Origin of the sequence: Chryseobacterium sp. BLS98 (assembly GCF_001045445.1) — a bacterium.
Classification (GTDB): Bacteria; Bacteroidota; Bacteroidia; order Flavobacteriales; family Weeksellaceae; genus Chryseobacterium.
The window spans coordinates 861,731-880,786 of record NZ_LFNF01000001.1; the positions used below are offsets into that span (position 1 = coordinate 861,731).

The 19,056-nt window shown below is 37.7% G+C and carries 9 protein-coding genes; 4 read left to right on the forward strand and 5 right to left on the reverse strand.

Features of this window, described 5'->3' with window-relative positions:
• The first annotated feature begins 168 nt into the window (after nt 1-168).
• The 4 genes from ACM40_RS03835 (at nt 169) to ACM40_RS03850 (ending at nt 3,014) form a co-directional block, all read left to right on the forward strand.
• Nucleotides 169-411: a hypothetical protein gene (locus ACM40_RS03835; protein WP_048501477.1), complete on the forward strand. Its 243-nt coding sequence runs from the start codon at nt 169-171 to the stop codon at nt 409-411.
• A 147-nt stretch (nt 412-558) separates the two neighbouring features.
• Complete coding sequence (locus tag ACM40_RS03840; RefSeq protein ID WP_048501478.1) at nt 559-1,155, forward strand: porin family protein; 597 nt, start codon at nt 559-561, stop codon at nt 1,153-1,155.
• Between the two features lie 76 nt (nt 1,156-1,231).
• Complete coding sequence (locus ACM40_RS03845) at nt 1,232-2,293, forward strand: sensor histidine kinase (protein WP_048501479.1); 1,062 nt, start codon at nt 1,232-1,234, stop codon at nt 2,291-2,293.
• Entirely contained in the window at nt 2,283-3,014 is a 732-nt protein-coding gene (locus ACM40_RS03850) for a LytR/AlgR family response regulator transcription factor (protein WP_048501480.1), read from the forward strand. Before ACM40_RS03845 ends, ACM40_RS03850 begins: the two co-directional genes overlap by 11 nt.
• A 153-nt stretch (nt 3,015-3,167) precedes the next feature.
• Here ACM40_RS03850 and ACM40_RS03855 read toward each other — a convergent pair whose 3' ends face one another.
• From ACM40_RS03855 to ACM40_RS03880, 5 genes are all read right to left on the reverse strand, one after another.
• Nucleotides 3,168-4,070 carry a DUF6268 family outer membrane beta-barrel protein gene (locus ACM40_RS03855; protein ID WP_048501481.1) on the reverse strand — a complete coding sequence of 301 codons (903 nt, stop codon included), beginning with the start codon at nt 4,068-4,070 and terminating at the stop codon, nt 3,168-3,170.
• A gap of 113 nt (nt 4,071-4,183) precedes the next feature.
• Entirely contained in the window at nt 4,184-5,374 is a 1,191-nt protein-coding gene (locus ACM40_RS03860; RefSeq protein ID WP_048501482.1) for a multidrug effflux MFS transporter, read from the reverse strand.
• 173 nt (nt 5,375-5,547) lie between these two features.
• Nucleotides 5,548-6,366 (reverse strand): helix-turn-helix domain-containing protein, encoded by an 819-nt coding sequence (locus ACM40_RS03865; RefSeq protein WP_048501483.1) that lies wholly within the window; start codon nt 6,364-6,366, stop codon nt 5,548-5,550.
• Between the two features lie 413 nt (nt 6,367-6,779).
• Nucleotides 6,780-17,021, reverse strand: coding sequence for a SpvB/TcaC N-terminal domain-containing protein (locus ACM40_RS03875; protein WP_048501485.1), 10,242 nt, complete (start codon nt 17,019-17,021; stop codon nt 6,780-6,782).
• 65 nt (nt 17,022-17,086) lie between these two features.
• The gene (locus ACM40_RS03880) at nt 17,087-19,054 is read right to left on the reverse strand and encodes a T9SS type A sorting domain-containing protein (RefSeq protein WP_048501486.1); all 1,968 of its coding nucleotides are present in this window, start codon (nt 19,052-19,054) and stop codon (nt 17,087-17,089) included.
• Between the last annotated feature and the right edge of the window lie 2 nt (nt 19,055-19,056).

Here is a 19,056-nt window from a genome sequence, read left to right on the forward strand (position 1 = left end):
TCAGCGCAAAATTTTCATTTTAAAACAATATATTCAAGGTGACAAAGACAGAATCAATTGACATTGATTGATCGCGTCCTCTACCTATTTCTCTTCCCGATGAAATGATTCATTTTTTTGGTATATTTACGTAAATGTCAGACTACTAACCTCAAAAATCAATTTATTATGAAAAAAATCAAGAAAATTTCAAGAAAAGATCTTTCGGTGATTCTCGGCGGAGGAGGTAGCGGATGCCATATGAGCGGCGATTCTGCCTACTGCTGGACAGACTGTGAATGTACTTTCGGAAAAGCCTGTGAAATGGATGCTGACGGAAATCCGGGAACATGTGTCGCGGTAGGCGGAGGAAATCCGGGCGGCGGCGGTGGTTGCATTCCACCTACCATCTGCGAAGAAGAACCTTTTTAATACAACTGACCGGAAGATATGCTTCCGGCTTTTTTATTTCGTTCATCCAAAAGCAGACCTTGTCACAGCATCTGTGCCATTCATCAAATAAAATTTTATGAGCATCCTAATCGTTGTTGCTTTGCATCAAATTATTAACAACAGTTTATGAAACAGCAGATTTTAGGACTCAGTACACTTTTATTATCTATTACCTGTTCGGTAGAAACCAAAGCACAACAGACCCCCGCTTTCCATATCGGGATCAAGGGCGGTGCCAATTTCACCAAAACCTCAACAGAATCTTCCACCCTTGAAGGAAAATACGGTTTTGGGTATCAGGGTGGAGTGATGACCAGGATGGATATCGGAAGGCTTTATGTACAGGGAGAGGCTTTATTCAACAAAAGAAAGACATCATTTGATTCCAAGGAAGGAAGTTCTCCGAAACTGACCTGGAATTCTGTAGACGTTCCAATCGTTATCGGATATAAGCTTATCAGCGAAAAAGATTTTAATGTAAGAGCGTTTGCCGGAGGTGTTTACAGCTATGCTTTTAAAAATAATTTATCAACATCAAAAGCTCTGCAGGATGGTTTTAAAAATTTTGACAAATCCAATATCGGTGTTACAGGAGGTATAGGGATTGATTATAAAAACTTCACGGCAGACCTGAGGTATGAAACCGGTCTATCAAGCATCAGTAAAGAATTTAAGTCGAAACCACACAGCTTTACGTTGGGAATAGGATATTTCTTATTCTAAAAACTTGAATTATCTTTACGTATTAGAAACTGCGCCCTGCAGTTTCTAATTTTTTATAAACCTACTCTATTTCTCCATGACTAAACCATTTATTTTAAGAGAATATATTTTTATTACCATTTTCTGGCTTGTATTTGCTGCTGCGGTATATATTAATTTACAGGCTACTTCTGATAAAGTTTCTTCTGTTTTTCAGACTATTGCCCTGGTTATTTCCTCGTTTTTTTTAACACGTTTTCTTACGACAAGGCTTCTTCCAAAAGCGTTACGGTTAAAAAAAATGAAATTATTCCTGATCCATGTCACGGTATCTATTCTTTTATTAAGCTTTATTTATTCTCTGATTTTCACTTATATTGAGATCAATTCAAAAAACCAGCTTCCTGCTAAATTTACCGATCAGCTTCCTTTTTTATGGCAGGGGTTTTATCTTGCCCTTCCAGCCTCTTTTCTCATTAACGGATCTACCTGCGGGATTAAGTTTTACCAGGAGCACGGAAGAATAGAGCGGGATCATATCCTTCTTCAGCAGGCCCATCTGGAAAATCAGCTCAAATTGCTGCAGGACCAGATCAACCCGCATGTGGTCTTCAATATTCTGAACCATATTCATATTCTGATGAGAAATGACACCCAACTTGCAGATTATCTGCTCCTTAAATTTTCCGATATTTTACGCTACCAGCTTTATCACTGCAACCAAAATCTTGTCCCTCTGAATAAAGATATTGAACACCTTCAAAATCTTGTAGAAGTAGAAAAATTAAGGTGGGGGAATGAGCTGGAAGTACAATCGGATTGGAAAGCTGTAAATACGGCATCATTTATCGCTCCTCTCCTGCTTGTACCATTTATTGAAAATGCTTTTAAATATGTCTGCCGGCTTCCCGGGCACAAGGGTTATGTAAGAATATCATGCGCTGAAAAAGACGGTTTCCTTTTATTTTTTATCGAAAATTCCTATTCTGATGTAGCTGGCTACAAAAAGAAGGAAGGAGCCAGCGGAATTGGCCTTCAGAATGTAAAAAAGCGCCTGAAACTGCAATATTCGGGCATCCACGATCTCAAGATTGAGACAGAAAATAATGTGTACAAAGTCAATTTAACCTTAAAATTATCTGACACCGATGAGCAGTAATACTCCAAAAATGAAATGCCTGATTATAGATGACGAGCCTCTTGCAAGATTTCACATGAAAGAACTGGCCGATCAGATTGATTTTTTAACGGTTGAAGGAACCTGTGCTACCGCTCTGGAAGCTGACACCGTGGTGAAGGAAAAGGAAATTGACCTTCTTTTCCTTGATATCAATATGCCGTATTTAAACGGACTGGAGTTCCTGGAACAGCTGGAAAATCCTCCTTTATGCATTTTAACAACCGCTTATTCAGAGTATGCATTGGAGGGATACCGCCTGCAGGTTGTAGATTATCTCCTGAAGCCGATTGCTTTTAACCGCTTCTACCAGGCCGTGAATAAAGCTCAGCAACAGTTCATTATCTCGGAAAAGATGAAGAAGAATTCTTTTGATGATCCTTTTCTGTATGTAAGGCAGTCTGACACTTTTGTAAAGGTATCCTGGGTTGATATTTTGTATATTGAAAGTATGCAGAACTATACAAAGCTTCATTTTAAAGATAAATCCCTAGTGATCCACCAAACAATGAAGGCTATTGAAGAATCCCTGCCTACGGAACACTTTTTCAGGATCCATAAATCTTTCCTGATCAATATCACCCATATTGATATGATCTCCGGCGGCCGGCTGTTTATCAATAAAACTGAGCTCCCTATTTCCCGTACCCGAAAGGAGGAGCTGCTGAATCAGGTGGTGTATAAGAAGCTTATCAGTAAATAGTTTAGAAAGAAGACGGGAGCGGGAAGTTTTTGAAGTGGATCACTATCATTCTGCTTCCTTTTATTAATATCTGTACAAGAATAACTCTAATAGGTGAAGACATGCAATAGACGTTGGATATTAATTTTTTCTCTCCCATCTTCCATTGATTTCTTACGGCATATTCCACCTCAGCGATACTGCAGCATAAAATGTGCTGGCAAACTTCGGGTCAGCCATTTTTTTGTCTTTAAAAATGCTTTTGATTTTTCTGTCGTTTTCATTGAAGCTTCTCAGCAGGGCTGTTCCGCCCGTAAAGCTGAGGCTAAGCTTATCATTCAGTTTTATTTCAGGTCTGATTCCGGCTGTAATCTGCTGATATCCCAGCAGCATTGATTTCCCGTCTTTTTTTCTTTCCACGGTCATTCCGCTGAGGTTTACAACAGCTTTTAATACGAACCTGTCTGAAACCAGGTAACCGGCTTCCATTCCTTCCGGAAAATTGATATTGAACTTAACCTTTCCATTTGTTTTCCAGTCGAAATAGATCCACGGCAGGATCATGGGAACCCCGAACGCGGTTGTAAGTACCGGACCTGCTCCAAGGGCTAAATTCGGATTAAAATGTCTTATAAACAAGACTCCTCCCTGTCCCAGAATATCATCAGAACTTATTTGCTCAAGATCGGTATAAATTCCGACCGAGGCAGTCATCATCATGCTCCATTTTTTCCCCAAGGGCCTTAAGTGCTGGAGTCCGGCCTGCGCATTGAGCATCTGGTCAGGAAAGAGCTGTTTCTCATAGTCTTTATGGGTCATTTTGACATAAGAACCACTGAGCAGTACGGACCAGGCCTTTACCCTTCCGCTGCTGTCTTTTTTCATTGAAAGCGGAATACTTAGGTTGAGATCAGCACGTTTAAAATTGCTTTTAGAATTTGTTTTTACGCTATCCTCCGGACGGATATAACTGGAGAAAGGGATATATTCGGTTTTAAGCTCGCCGGATACTCCTGACTGCGCGCTAATCCAACACCCAAACAGACAGCCAACAGCTGCCAAAAGATTTCTCTTCATATTTTAAATTTTATGCAAAGAGAGACTTTTGTGGATGGCTTACAAAAATTACTTGATTAAGTGTCCGGATGGTATGACCAAACGGAGAAACAGCCTGATGATCTAATATAAAATTATAGGGCCACTTTTTTATTTTTAAATGAACGATAGGCAAACCAAACGGCAATGCAAGCAATGCCTGCCCGAATCAGCACCATCGGCATAATGGAATCTGCCTCTAAGAAACCAGCAAGTCCTGAGAGTAAAAAGGTAACCATGAGCTGCATAAATCCCATTACAGCAGCAGCAGTTCCACGTCCTTCTTTGAAAGGTGATAAAGCATGAGCAGAAGTAATCGGAAACAAAATTCCTATGGCCAATAATGACAGGTACAGCATCATAATTTCCAGTGCCACTGAAAGATTTCCGGCTACGATGAGGATGTGAAGGCTGCATACCGCCAGTAAGATCAGGGTAGCTGATAATAAAAGCTTTGTGTCATTTATTCTCTTTATTAATTTAGGGGTAAGGTAGGCTGCTGTTATCAGGGCTAATGAATTGAATCCAAATATCAGACTGAAAACACCGCTGGAGAAGCTGTGGAGCTTCATAAATAAAAACGGGGCATTGGAAATATAAATGATAAGGGAAGCAAAGGCGATACTTCCAATCATGGTACTGCTGATGAATTCTTTGTTGGAGATTATTATTTTCAGATGGTCTTTTAGTTTTTTTTCATCTTCTGTATGATCGGAAAGTGTTTGCTTCGAATTGGTTTCAGGAACAAATTTAAACACCATAAACAGGGTTATCAGGCCAAGAATAGTTAAAAAAGCAAAGGAACTATTCCATCCCCAGAATTTAAGAAATACACTTCCGAGTAAGGGAGCAATAATGGGGGCAATACCGCTTATCTGAGACTGCTGAGAAAAGATGGCTACAGATTTTTGTCTGTCGTACAGGTCAATAACGATTGCTCTTCCGATTACAATTCCCGCACTTCCACCAAACGCCTGAAGAAAACGCATCGCCCAAAGCACGTAAATGTTTTCTGTAAAAAATATGGCTGTAGCACCTACAATAAAGAGGAAAAGTCCACAATACAGCATGGGTTTACGTCCTGTTCTGTCAGACAAAGGCCCCCAAAGTAACTGTCCGAAGGCAAATCCTGCAAAAAACACAGAAATTGAAATCTGAATATGTCCTATATCGGTTTGGAAAATCTGGGCCATGCTCGGAAAAGCAGGCAGATAAAGGTCTATACTCAGTGATTCCAGGGTGTTGAGCAGTGCCAGAATAAATACTACGATACTTAAGTTTTTCATAAAGGGGGGGGTAAGTCAGTAAAAACAATCCGCAAAGGCGGTTTTTCTTCCGGCAAAATTGCTTTAAAAAGTAAAGCAACTCAATACAAGAACTGGAGGAACACTGGTACAAATTGAGGATTTTATTTTATACCTCCCTTATTTAATTCAATTTTAAAAGAATATTTTGAAGATTATGACTTCCCTGTTTTAAAACCTTCAGGATTCTGACCTGTCTGTTTTCTGAAAAAACGGGAGAAATAGGAAGCATCGCTAAATCCAAGTTTAAAAGCAATTTCTTTAACGGTTAATGCTCCAAAGCTAAGTTCTCTTTTAGCTTCCAGCAAAAGACGCTGGGCAATCATTTTTTTCACGGTAGTTCCTCTTGAACGGCGGACAATATCATTAAGATGATGAGTACTTATTTTAAGCTGTTCTGCATAGAAATTGGTATCTCTTTGGGCAATATAATGCTCTTCTATCAGGCTTATTAATTTCTGGATACGCTGCCTGTCATTAATTGAAGGGTCCTGTAAGCTAATCTGTTCTGTAAAAATAATACAGAATGCTCTCAGGTAGGTTTTTAATAAATCGATCCTCGACATGCCATTATATTCTTTCTCTATAAGCGAAATGACCATACTGCAGGCTGTCTCATTTTCTTCGTCCAACAAGAATGGAATTATTCCTCCGGTCAAGATGGATTCAATATCACACGCTTCTTTGAATATTTCTCTGCTAACGGCAAGTACATATCCCTTTTCACCTCTCAGCTTCATATTGAATACCTGGCCGGGTGCAATGATACAGATCTGGTTATTTTTGAGGCTATAACTTTCAAAATCCAGTTCTAAATAACTATCTTCTTTCACTTCCTGGAACCATATGATTTCAAAGAAATTATGCCGGTGAATATCATTAAAATTCTCCGGATGACCAGTGTCGAGAGTCATTAGCTGAAACTGTTCGGTGGTGAGATGGTGAGTGGGAATGTTTTTTTCGGATGGGGGCATCTTTGTTTTTGAATGATAAATGTAGAAAATATTTGCTTATAAAAAGAACCGCTAGAATATTGCAATGGATCTTTTATGGTATGAAGCAATGAATATTCTGTAAAAGCTAAATTATTTCTTTAATAAAAGTAGGTATATTATAAAATGAAAATCCCGCTTTTCAGCGGGATTTTCACTAACCATTTACAATAAATTTATATGTTATAAATATCATTATTAAAACGATTAACACATTGATTATATGAGCAAAAGTAATAAGCTTTTTGAAAAATAATAATGTTGATAATTGTACCAAAATTAGAGGAACTATTATATAAAGATCAACATAATATGCCCCAAAAAAATTTTTTGACGGTACTAGGTTTATAACTAAAGTTAAAACAATAGAAATAACAATACTGGCATATATTATTTTACTTGACCCCATTTTGCTGTAATTTTCGTCCTAATTGTTCAATTCTTTTATCTACTTCTTTTCCTGGTCTTGCTAAATCAAAATGAGCACCATCATCACCATCTCCCAAAGGACTGTTTTGTATTCCTCCTCTTATAAATTGTCCTTCAGTTTTAGGATTACTTAAATGGTCTCCTTTAATATCTTCTCTTATTATATTTCCAATTTTACCTGCTTTTTGATATTCTTTTAATTTATTCATCAAATCACTATCATCAGATGTAGGACTTCCTACTAAAATTAAATTATCAACTTTGTATCCCTTATCTGCTAGCCCGATTGCAAGATGTTCTTGTAAAACAGAACCATAACTATAACCAGTAAGATTTAATTGCTCGCCATCTTTTAAAGGATTTTTCTTTAAATCATTTAAAATACCTTTCAGTGCTATTTTATATTGTTTATCATCGGAAGCACTATGCTTTTGAGATGAAGAAAATTCTGGATTCGTCCAATATGCTTGTTTATTACGAAAATCATTTACAAACCCTATATCTCCAATTTTACCATGGCTTGCATTAACTCTTTTAAAGCCTCTTATCCCTAACGATGTCCATATTGATTTAAAACGACCTATATAATTCCATCCATCAGAATCATTTCCTGCCCCTCCAACGAAGTATACCCTACGACCGTCAGGGTCAATGGCATTGATTGGGTTTTGCATACAATACACATAAGGGCTCCAAGAGGGATACTTCTCCGCCAAAGGATCCACATTTAACCAAAGAGAAACTCTAGGATTATAATACCTCGCTCCATAATAGTAGTACCCAGTTTCAGCATCAAGTTCCTTGCCATTAAATTTGTATGGGCTATAGTTACTGTTTCTGTGATTTTCCACAAAGGTTTCGCCACTTGGGAAGTATTCTATATTTTGGGTTACCTCTCCATCTGCACCTGTAATAAAGCTGCTTGAACCTAAATGATCCGGATGGAACCAATAGATTTCTTTTTCCTTATCTCCTGCATAATCATTAACACAAGCTCCATTGTATCCTGCATTTTGCCCATAGTTAGGTGGTGGCGTGATGTTGTTCTGTTGCATTACTGTCAGACTGCTTTGTGTAGAAGTTTGTAAAATGGTATTAGACACATTGGCTGGATTAATAGGCGGAGTGCTTCCTGCAAATGGGATGATTAGCCAGTTACAATCAAAAACTCCAATATTATCGCTTGTTCCATTCTTAGTTACTATTCTCTGGGATCCTGCATAATAATGTTTTGTATAACGAGGAAGTGATACACCTCCAAGGCTATCAAAATAAAGGTTCATTGTCAACAGTCCATTAGGGTAAATAGTTGCTGAATGGTATGTCATAAGTGTCTGCGGCCATGTATTTGTCTGCTCTGCTCTTGTTCTGAAAAGCATCCCTGAATACATTACATCTTTAATAATTCTTTCTCCTCCCGCATCATAGGTATAGATCGCTGCTCCGTCAACTTCAGGAGTAGAAGGATTAGTATCTACAAAACGAAGGCGGTTTTCCTCATCCCACTGATATACCGCTTTTGCTTCAGTATAAGTACATGTTTCCTGTTCAATAGTCGTAGGATTTCCTTTTGCATCATATTTATAATGTTGGAACTTCACTCCCGGATCATCCGGATTGCAACATGTAGATGATGGGACTAAATTAGGTTCATCTACAATGGTTGTAGGAGCATGTGGATGTGAAGAATTTTCATACTTGTAGTTCAGCCTGTAAGAGGTTGGCTCCATTGCCGTCCAGTTATTGTTGCTGGCACCTGTCGTCCATTCATGCTTCTGGGTTTTGCTCATGATATTGTGCATATTATCATAAGACATGGCAACGGTATACCTGTGGCGCTCTTCCTGAGCCTGCGTATTGATGCCTCTCCAATTTCCTGAAGCAGAAGTCAGACGGTACAAGTCATCATAACCGAATGCATAATTGGTTCCTCCTCCTAAAAGACCATTTACTACAGGAGCGTTGTTATGAACCTGCATTACGTTAGATACCACATCGTATTGGTATACGTTCTGCATGAAGAATCTGTTGGTATTGGTATTTTGAGCATACATTTTCAACAATCTTCTGCGATTAGTCTCGTATTCGTATGTTGTTTCCGTACCGTTTCCATTTTTCAGGTATACTCTCTGTTCAAATTTATCATATCCAAGACTATTGATCATCGGATAGGAATTACCGTCTTTTACAGAGGCAACATTATTTAAGTTACCTGCCCGGTTGTATTTGTATGTTAATTTTTCTCCATCCGGATAGGTAATGGTTTTCACACGGTTCCAGGTATCATACTGCCATTCTGTTCCGAACCAGTAAACCTGTGCTCCAGGTACTGCAACTGAACGTCTTTGGTAGGTAAGTTCACCCAGTCTTCCGTATTTCAGATACTGCGTTCCTGTAGCGTCTGTCTGATACCATAATCTACCTACCGCATTATTATCCATTGCTGAAGCATCCAATGCATTTCCGTAGTAATATTTTACGTTGTTTTCCGGATATAAAGGGTATTTAACTTCTTTCAGCCTTGAATAGTCATATTGATATTCTACTGTTTCATTGGCTGCATTAGTTTTAGAAGTCATATTATTGGCCGGATCATACTTGTAAGTGGTAACTCCACTATCCGGATGAGTGTAAGAAACCCTTCTTCCCAAATCATCATAAACAGATGTCGTAATATTACCATTTACATCTTTTACCTGAAGAATTTCGCCGATAGCATCATGGGTAAACTGAGTTTTGATATCTCCGGTATTGGAAACTTCATGAACCGAGGTTGTTCTTCCTTTGATATCGGTATATGTTTTTTTAACGCTTCCCAATTCATCTTTGAAAACGGTTTCAAACATATTTCTTCCCTGGAAGTCTGTTCCAAAACCGTAAGTAATTGTTGAGAACAGGTTTTCTCCCGGCAGTTTGGTATAAACCACCCTGTCTAATACATCATACTGGTTGATGGTAGGTTCAATATTATCTACGGCAGGATTATACTGTGTATTATTTGAGCCAACACTTTCAACTGTAGGATAGTAAGTTTTTAAAGCTCTTCCAAAGGCATCTTCTTCTACTTTTCCTCCTACAATATATTTTACTCCTTCATTATGAATATCTCCGGTTTTCTTCACCTGAACCGCTCCTCCAAAACCATCTGCAATGGTGATGGTATTAATAGTGCTGTCTGTGTATTCCGGATCATAATGTTTTGTTACTGCAAAAGACTGTGCATTGGAAGCATTAAGCGGAGCATACGTAATCGGGTTATATTCAAATTTTATAGTCCATGGAATGTTGTTAAATAATTCGTATGGCCCTGTAATTTCTGTAGTTCTTGCTTTGGCATCATATACATACTTCATTGGCTGCAGGTTCATATCCTCAGTATAAGTAGGCACTCCGAAACGGAAATCATACTGGGTTTTGCTGCTGTATCCAAAGGCATCCTGAACTTTTACCGGATAAGTTTTTACATTATCATCATAGGTATACTGCTGGAAGAATCTTTGGTTCTGAACATTTGCAGGACCAGTAGACTTAGTTATATTTCCATAAACATCGTACTCAAAATCATAAACGGAATAATTCGTTCCCTGATTAAGAATCGTCATTTTAGAAATATTCCCATTAGTATTATATTCTGCTTTTTTCTCTCTGGTTACAGCATTTGCTGTGTTTTTAACTGAGGTTGGCATAATGATATATGCCGACGGATTAATTAAAGTATATACTACCTTACTCGTTAATATTTCAGATGCTCCAATATCCGGATCTCCTGAATCTTCTATATCTGTAGCATTACCCCACTGGTCATATGCGTTTATTTTTGTAATGGTGGTTTTCCACCCTGTATCTCCTTCAGTAAAGTGGGAATTTGTATTCTGTAAGGCTACAAAACATGCAAACTCTTGGTATGTTTTTTCGTCCTCTTTTTGTTTATATAAAAAAGAATCATTCGTATTTTGTATCTTTTTTAATGAATAGTTGTTGACTTTGGTTGTCCATGTTTTGTTGTTGACATCCATGAGTCTTTCTGTAAGTAATAACCCTTTTAAATAATAATTAGTATTATTAAATTTTTGGATTGTTTTCCTATACACAGCGTTTGAAGAAATCCCCCCCTGCTTAGTATCAATCTGATTAATTGTTACATTTTCAAATCCATAAAAAGCTCTCTCTCTTCTGCTGTGATAAGGATTCTGATACTCTACTGTAACTTTTGATACATCCGGACTAAAGGCATTATCTCCCGTAAATCCGTCATTTGTAGCTACGCTTTTTAATACGTATTTACTTTGAGGCATATCATAAGTGTTTCCTACTCTTTCATAATCAACTTCCCATGAGCCTCCCATCGGGGTGGTTACCTTTTTAAGAAGGTTGGTTACTCCTATTTGATTAAGCTGCACGGTAATGTTATCTGTATCGTCGGATTTTACAAAATCAGGATAGCCATCTCCATTCATATCTCTGAACGTCGCATGGGATCTTGAAGTTGAATTTCCTTTAGAAACGCCTAAAGTCACGTTCAGCTTCAACCCGCTTACTCCTGCAACAATAGGAATAGGAATTAAGATAGTTCCCGCTGCATTCCCTCCAACACTGATAGATACATCTTTATGAACATCATTCACATTCTGGAAATTTAAATTTAGCGGAGTGTCCGATATTCTATCTCCTAAATTAAGATATACTGTTGCTGTATTTCCTGAATATAAAACCTTATCTGCCAATCCATCCCCATTAATATCAACCAGTTCTTTTGTCGTGTTACTTGTATTAGAGCTAAAATTAACCCCGAATTCAAAACTTCCTCTGAATAAGCTGATTCCTCCTCCAAGTCCAAATCCATTTCCTACTCCCTCTGGCTTGATATCTGATCCCCAGGAATCATTTCCTGCAAACCCGTTACCTATATTTAGTTCAAAATTATTTGTATTAAACTTATCAGGAAGACCATCTCCATTGATATCCAGGAATGTCTGCTTTGAATGCTCAGTAGAAGTTTCTCCATTTGCACTGACAGATAATTTAGTAGCGGCTACCTTACTGTCAACTGAACTCTTGATTAAGTTATCATTAAATGCCCTGCTTTTTGATTTCTCTCCAGTTGTCTGTATAAAAGCCATTCTGGTAGATTCACCATGTACAAATGAATAACTTGAAGAAAGTCCTGATGAACTGGCTTTTGAAATTGACTGGCTTCCCACGTTTAAAGAAGCGCCAGATAAAAACCCTACCGGATAAGTGATTTTCACATTGGTTTTACTAAAATCATCCGGGAAACCGTCTCCGTTATAATCTAAAACATTTCGGACCGATTTGGCTTCAGAAAAAATAGTTTGGGATGCGTTCACTCCGGCAAAGCCAATACTTGCTCCGGCACCAACACTTATACTTTGATTTTTAAGCTGGATATTTGGTGCATTCAGCTCAGACCCGACAGCCTGGCTTAATGAATTATTATTAAAATTAGAATCTATGTTGTGTATTCCTAAACGAGAAGCATTGATGGTATTCTGAGAAATGTATATGGTTGGATCCACATCTGTCAATCTTCCTTTATCATTATTATTAATATTGGAATTAATGGTCAGGAAATAGTTCTTTGACAATGCTCCATCATTATCTACGATCGTAACATTACCATCAGGATCTACTGTAGGATTATTAATCGTAGGATTTGTTCCCGGATCTGTACCGTAAGCATTGCTTAGTTTCAAGCGGGTTTCATCTACCTTCATTTCAGCAGCTGTCCCACCATTAGCATAGTTATTGTTAATGTCATATGCTTCTACCACAGTATTCTTGCTTAAATTATTCCCATTCAGGATAAATCCACCCCACCCGCGATATAGTATACCGAATCTGCTGTCATATTCATTTGAGTTTAATGCTGATGTTGGTGTTTGCGGCCCTAAAACCGGTTTATGCGGCGGTGCATTTGTAAAACTGGTAATGGTAGTTTCACTGCCCGGATTTTCAATATATAATTTCGTAAATGCTGAAGGTGCTCCTCCAGGAGAAAATGTCAGCGTATAGGTATAAGTTCCCGGATTAAGCATTGTTTCCGAATATACAGGCATTCCTGATTGTCCGGATAAAGTTCCGTTAGGGAAAAATGTATTAATACCTAGTGTTGCTGATGTTCCCGCAACATAATTTCCTAATTCAAACTTCAGCATTGTAGCCTGACTGATTACAATTGTTCCTGTTTGCTGTACTGTATTTGAACCGGATAACTGTACCGATAAATTATTCGGATTGTCTATATAATTGAGACCATTGTTTATCAGGGTACCGCTAATGCTTGTGATATTATTGATAAAGTCTCTGTCGTCACTACTTACTGTTGTTTCCAGGTATATATTCTCATTTAAATCCTGAGAAACTATGGTGTATGGTGTTCCAAAAACTGGAGTTGCGTTACCGTTAACAACATTATAAACCGTCTTGGTTAATAATTTATTTTTAATTTTTGCCGAAATAACAACCTTTCCGCTTTTCCCATTAAAATTAGGAAGGGATGATGCCTTTACAGAAATCTTTTTCCCTATATCTCCCGATTGGGTTGCATAGGTTACAAAATTTCCTCTGTCATTATACATACTGTACTCTACCTGCAAATAGGTCTTTTCACCGGTTGAAGTCTCGGTAAATTCAGGAATTAATTTAAAGTTTGACCAATCGATCTGGGTATCTGTATATACTTTTACAGATACTTTATCATTTGGATTTAAATTCACCTGTGAACCAATAACACTATTGTTATAAGTAGAGGCAGAGGTGATGGTCATTGGAAACTGAGGATAATCTACATCATTGATTGTAAGAAATATTTTAGCATCATCAGACAACGGGATTGTTTTGTTTAAATATAAATTTAATGTTCCAGCATTTCCGACCATGAAAGAGCTGGTCCCGGAGTTTACAAAATCTTCCTGTGATTTATAGGTGGACAAATCTCTGTTATCACTATCAACAGCTGGAATATTTGGAGTTGAATAAGTAATTTCAGGATTCCATGTAACCTGATCAAGTGTTCCATCATATTTAGAAGATACTCTGAAATAAAGCTTTTCTCCTTTACTGATATTAATTAACTGATCTCCGAAAGAATGCAGGCTATAGTCTCCGGCATTAATATTATTAACTAAAGGATCATTATTTTTATACTGAAAAGAAATTGCAACACCGTCTGCTTTACTACAGTCTTCTTCCGGATTACATGATGCCTGATTCAGTTTGAAAGCATTTTTAACTGTAATCGTTCCGGATTTTGGAGCAACCCACGCACGAACAACGTCATGCAGTGGATTTTGTTCCAGCATCATCTTTTTTTCTGCTTTATCCTGATCATCAAATAATGAGATAGAAGGTTGTGCACCAATCGCTGTAATATTAATAGGATACGGCGTCAAACCGCTATTAGGATCAAATGAAGGAACGTTTCCTACGAGGCTGTTGAAGTATACTTTTCCGTTTTTAACAAAATCTACCAACCCATCATTATTGAAATCCATAAAATAGGATGAGGTGGTATTTGTGCTATTGGAGTAATCGAATCCAAGGCTTGCACCACTAAAATTAGCATCAATTCCTACTCCCCAGGATGAGTTTTTGGACTTTCCTATATCCTGTAAATTTCCAACATTCACCACAGGTCCAAATGCCTGAACCCCATTTGTTGCCGTTGATAAATTTTTAGAATAAGAAATAACCCCGTTATTTTCATACACTCTGTCCGCCAGATTATCCCCGTCTATATCTATTAAGGTGATTTTACTTTCTGAGGTTGAGTTGCTAATAGAACCATGCGCGCCTACAGTCCCTTGTCTGAAACTAAACAGACCGGTGTCACTTGTAGGAGGAGAAGATAAGTTATAAACCCCTACACTGATTCCAAAATTGGTTCCTGTAGATTTTCCCTGACTTCCGGAAAGCATGGTATATCCTTGGAATAGCTGCCCTGAAGAAAGCAAACCTGGAAAACTGGCATGATCCGGGGCTCCCCAGTTTATAGGCGCACCAAACATATTTGGAGCATCAGGAGCTTCATTATATTCTATCTTATTGGTATAGAAAACAGCGCCTGCTGCATCTTTTTCCGTTATACTTTTTAACAGGGACTTTTTGAAGGTTTTATCATCATTTTTGTATTCAAACTCATAGCTTCTTATGTTTTCATTACCATATTTAACTTCTACTTTGCTTAATCTTTTTGATTCTATCTGAAGAAACCCCAGTCGGCCATTAATCTGAACATCTTCTCTACCGGAAGTTGTTGTAAATAAAACGCTGTATTTTTTTGCAGGATTCTGCGTAGTATGTAGTGTATAATCTATTTCAGAAATATGTAATTCCTGACCCCCATTTCCAGGGCTACCTGTATAGGTAGACTTATCGTACTTATATAATACATAATTCCCGTTTGTGTCAATAGTCTTATACAAAGCCCAATGCCCGATATTTCCAAGAGTATCTTTAAGTATAGCATTATATTTTACACCTGTTTCGTCTCCTCCAAAGAATGATTTTGTTCCATCCTTAGATGTTACTATCCATACATAATCTTTAGGGTTTGTCCCTTTTCTTATGATCTTATTATAGGCCCCTTCAATTCTTGGATAAAATTGTCTGTCTGACTGTCTTGTTTTTTCAAATCCTTCATTTCTATTAGGCATAGCAAACACACCAGGACTTACCTCAAAAGTCAGCTGTTCTCCTCCTATTGAATACAATTCTGTTTCAGTACCCTGATTGTAAGTCGGCACTCCCCATCTTGTATCAATCGTTACAGCAGGGATAGACATATCCCAGCCGAGTCCCATCCAGCTATTCCCTCCTTCACTGCTGTAGCTTACCCCTAAAGACGGCTGCATTCCGGCTCTACCGGCAGGAAGTTTGATTGGAAAGTTTGTTGTAACACTCCCCATACTGTTAGGAGACGGCGGCGCAATACTTACAATTCCTTCGGAAGGGTTGGCTGCTTTGATATCTTTGATAGAGTTCGGGGCATAGCTTCCGGTTTCCGGAGATTCAGGAACTTTTAAAACCCCATTTACCATATCGGTAAAGTGAGTGGTTTTTGACACTAAAATATTCTGCTGTATATTAACACTGTCTTTGTCTAAAGCAATCCACTTTTTCTCTGTTCTGTCAAAATAAAAGGTTTTGATATCCTGCTCCGTATATCCGGTAGGTATTTTCTTTTTGTCGTATCCTAAAGATACTTTTGCCGGAGCCGAAAAATGATCTCCATGTGGAAGAAACCGGTAGCCTGCATTGTCTGAGGTGACATTTACCATTTCGGGAGTAAGTGCGGGCATATCTATGTCTCTAAGTGCGGTAATTGAAAAAACTTCTGCACTTTTAAGAGCTCCTTGCGGAATGTTTAATTCAGCTGAACTTAGACTAATCTTTTCGGCATTGCCTATGCTTCCAACAAATTTTGAAACAGATTGGGCATTGTATTTTGCTTCAATTGTATTTTCAAGATTCTGTTTCTTATTGGAGATTCCTATCCTAAGGTTTCTTACTTTATAACTATAATCTGAAAGATGAGGCAATGTAAAAATTACCGTATTTTTTCCCTGTCTGACAGACTGGTTCGCCATAGGCTCTGATTGATGTGTCCAATCAGAGTTTTTCCCGACATTCTTGCCTCCCACTGCCAAATCGTCATTGATGACTTTACTGACTTGTTTATAGCTGTCGACGCCATACAAATCATATTCTAGGGTATACTCATAAGCGGGATTTATTTTTTCATCCACAGAAACCGTAAAAATATTATCATAGATCTGATCAATCGGATGTTCAGCATTCGTTCCTATTATCCCTTCTCTGATATCGGAAATATAGTACCTTTTCTCACTGGACTTAGATACAGATGCCTTATTGCTGATCGTTTTATTGATAGAAACAAGCATTCTGTTGGCTGAGTTCTTATTCTTCCCATTAAAACTACTTTCCGGGATATTATCAGATACTTTAGAATCTTCTTTATTTTCTTCAGTAACATTATTACCGGAAATTTCTTTATTCGTACTGTTTCTTAATGCATCATTAATTTTCATTATGGGCACCACGCTTTCCTGCTTACTCAGATAATATGAATTAGCATAGGCATGAACCTGGGACCAGCAAGTGAAAAATATAATTGAATTAAGAAGTTTCGTATTCGTTCTTAAGACGCTTAATAAAGATCTTTTCATTCTTTTATATGTATTTTTTCATCCAAGGCACTTCTGTTTTATTTAAAGTGCCCTGGATATGGGTATTAATTTTGTACAATTAGCTTGAATACTTTGATTTCAGACGAAGTCTTAACAATAATTAGGTAAACTCCTTCTGTTGGAAGCGTATCTTTTATTTCGTAATAATCCTTGCCTTTGTCCTGTATGGTTTTTACCAATCTGCCGGATCCGTCATGTATTTTTATATCCACAGTTTCTATTTTATCAGAAATAATCCTGATAGTAAACTGTTGTCCTTTAGGTACAGGGTTAGGATAAATTACAATTCCGTTTTCTCTTTTTCTTGTCACTTTTACCGTATCTTTTTTAATACAGCCATCTGATGTTGTGACCGTTACGGTATATTCTCCCGGTTCATAAACATTAATATCAGGAGAGTTGCTCGTAAATCCGTTATCGGAAGTCCATGAATATACAGCATGTGGATCTGTAATGTGTGTGGATGCATTAAACTGAGCTGCATTTCCTGAAGAAATTGCCACATCCGGACCGAGGTCTAAATTAATAGTACTGAAATCGCTGACTGAAAAGTCGTAGGACGTTACATTATTATCAGCATCCTTAATTACCAGGTGATAATTACCGATTGCCAGGTTCGGAAATGATACCTGCGAAGTCTGGACAGTAATATTCTGTGTAGTTCCGCTACCTGTAAGAGCAACATTAAACGGGGCTTTACCTCCTTTAATATTTAAATTAAGCGTTCCGTTTGTAACGGTACATGTAGGCTGGGTAATCTCGTAAACAGATAAAATCTTATTTCCTAAAGCAAATGAGAAAACATCCGTTCCTGATAAGTCCTGATCAAAAACAACATCTTTAAAATGCACTCCCTGATCATTATCAATATGATCCATTGGATAGGCTTCAATATTGGAGGAATTAAAATTTCCCTGCCCTGTTCTATCCACCAGGAGCCAAAGTTTTTTATCAGCAGGAATCTGCTGAATAATATCTTTAATGGAAAACACCACTTCCGTTGAAATTGTCTGTGAGTTTTCAGAGGTAAATCTCGCTTTCCATTTTCTTTTTAACAATTGATATCCGAAAGTATCATTATCCAGCTCGAGGGGCTTTTTATTATCACCCCAGATCAAAAAACTCTGATCTGCAAATTGGGCATCATTGGACCTGTTGTCTGCAGCTAATTTCTTCGCTGCAATAATCAGCCTTTTGGGTTCTGATGAGCTGGTAGCCTGTTTTTGATAAAGGTCCGAATATCCGTCTCTTGCAATACCCGTGATACGGGCAGGATAATCATTAAAATCGGCCTGTTTCCAGATTTTTTTATTTTTAGAACTTAAGTATTCCGTATAAGGCATGGTAATCGCATATTTTACAGCCAGATAGGAATTCACCCTGTTTCGTTCATTAAGAGTAAGAATCTTTCCGTAGGCAAAAAATTCAGGAAGCTTTCCCTTAAAGTTCTGCCACTGATGACTTCCTTCATCTTTTCCGATATACATTGATGAAAGTCCTGTTTTGCCTATAACTTTAGTGATTTTAGCTGAAGGGTTTCCAAACTTTGAGTACAGACTGAAAGAAGCCAGAGTATCTATTGTACTGGTATTAATAAAATTAATCTGATCATTATTATATCTGAAAATATTCTTCGTACTGTAAAACAACTCTTTCTCATCTGTATTATCTGTAGTAAACAAAGCTGATTCCTGTGTGGGATTATTGTTCTGATAAGCCGTGAAGAAAGTCAGTTTATCCATTGTTTCTATTACAAAAGGAAACTTTAAAAAATCATCTGTTCCGTCAAAATTTAAACATTCATTATAATTAAGTAATGAATAAGCAGGTTTATTGACTCCCGTTAAAGCTTGTATCTGATGCTGGTTGCCGCTGTAATCCTGATACATCAGAGAGGGGGTCTGAAGCGAGTTGGTTTTATACCAAACACTTGTACCGCCTACTCCTCCGGGAGACTGGGCATTCGAAATACAGGCAAGTAAAACGCTGAGAACCGTAAATATTTTTTTCATAT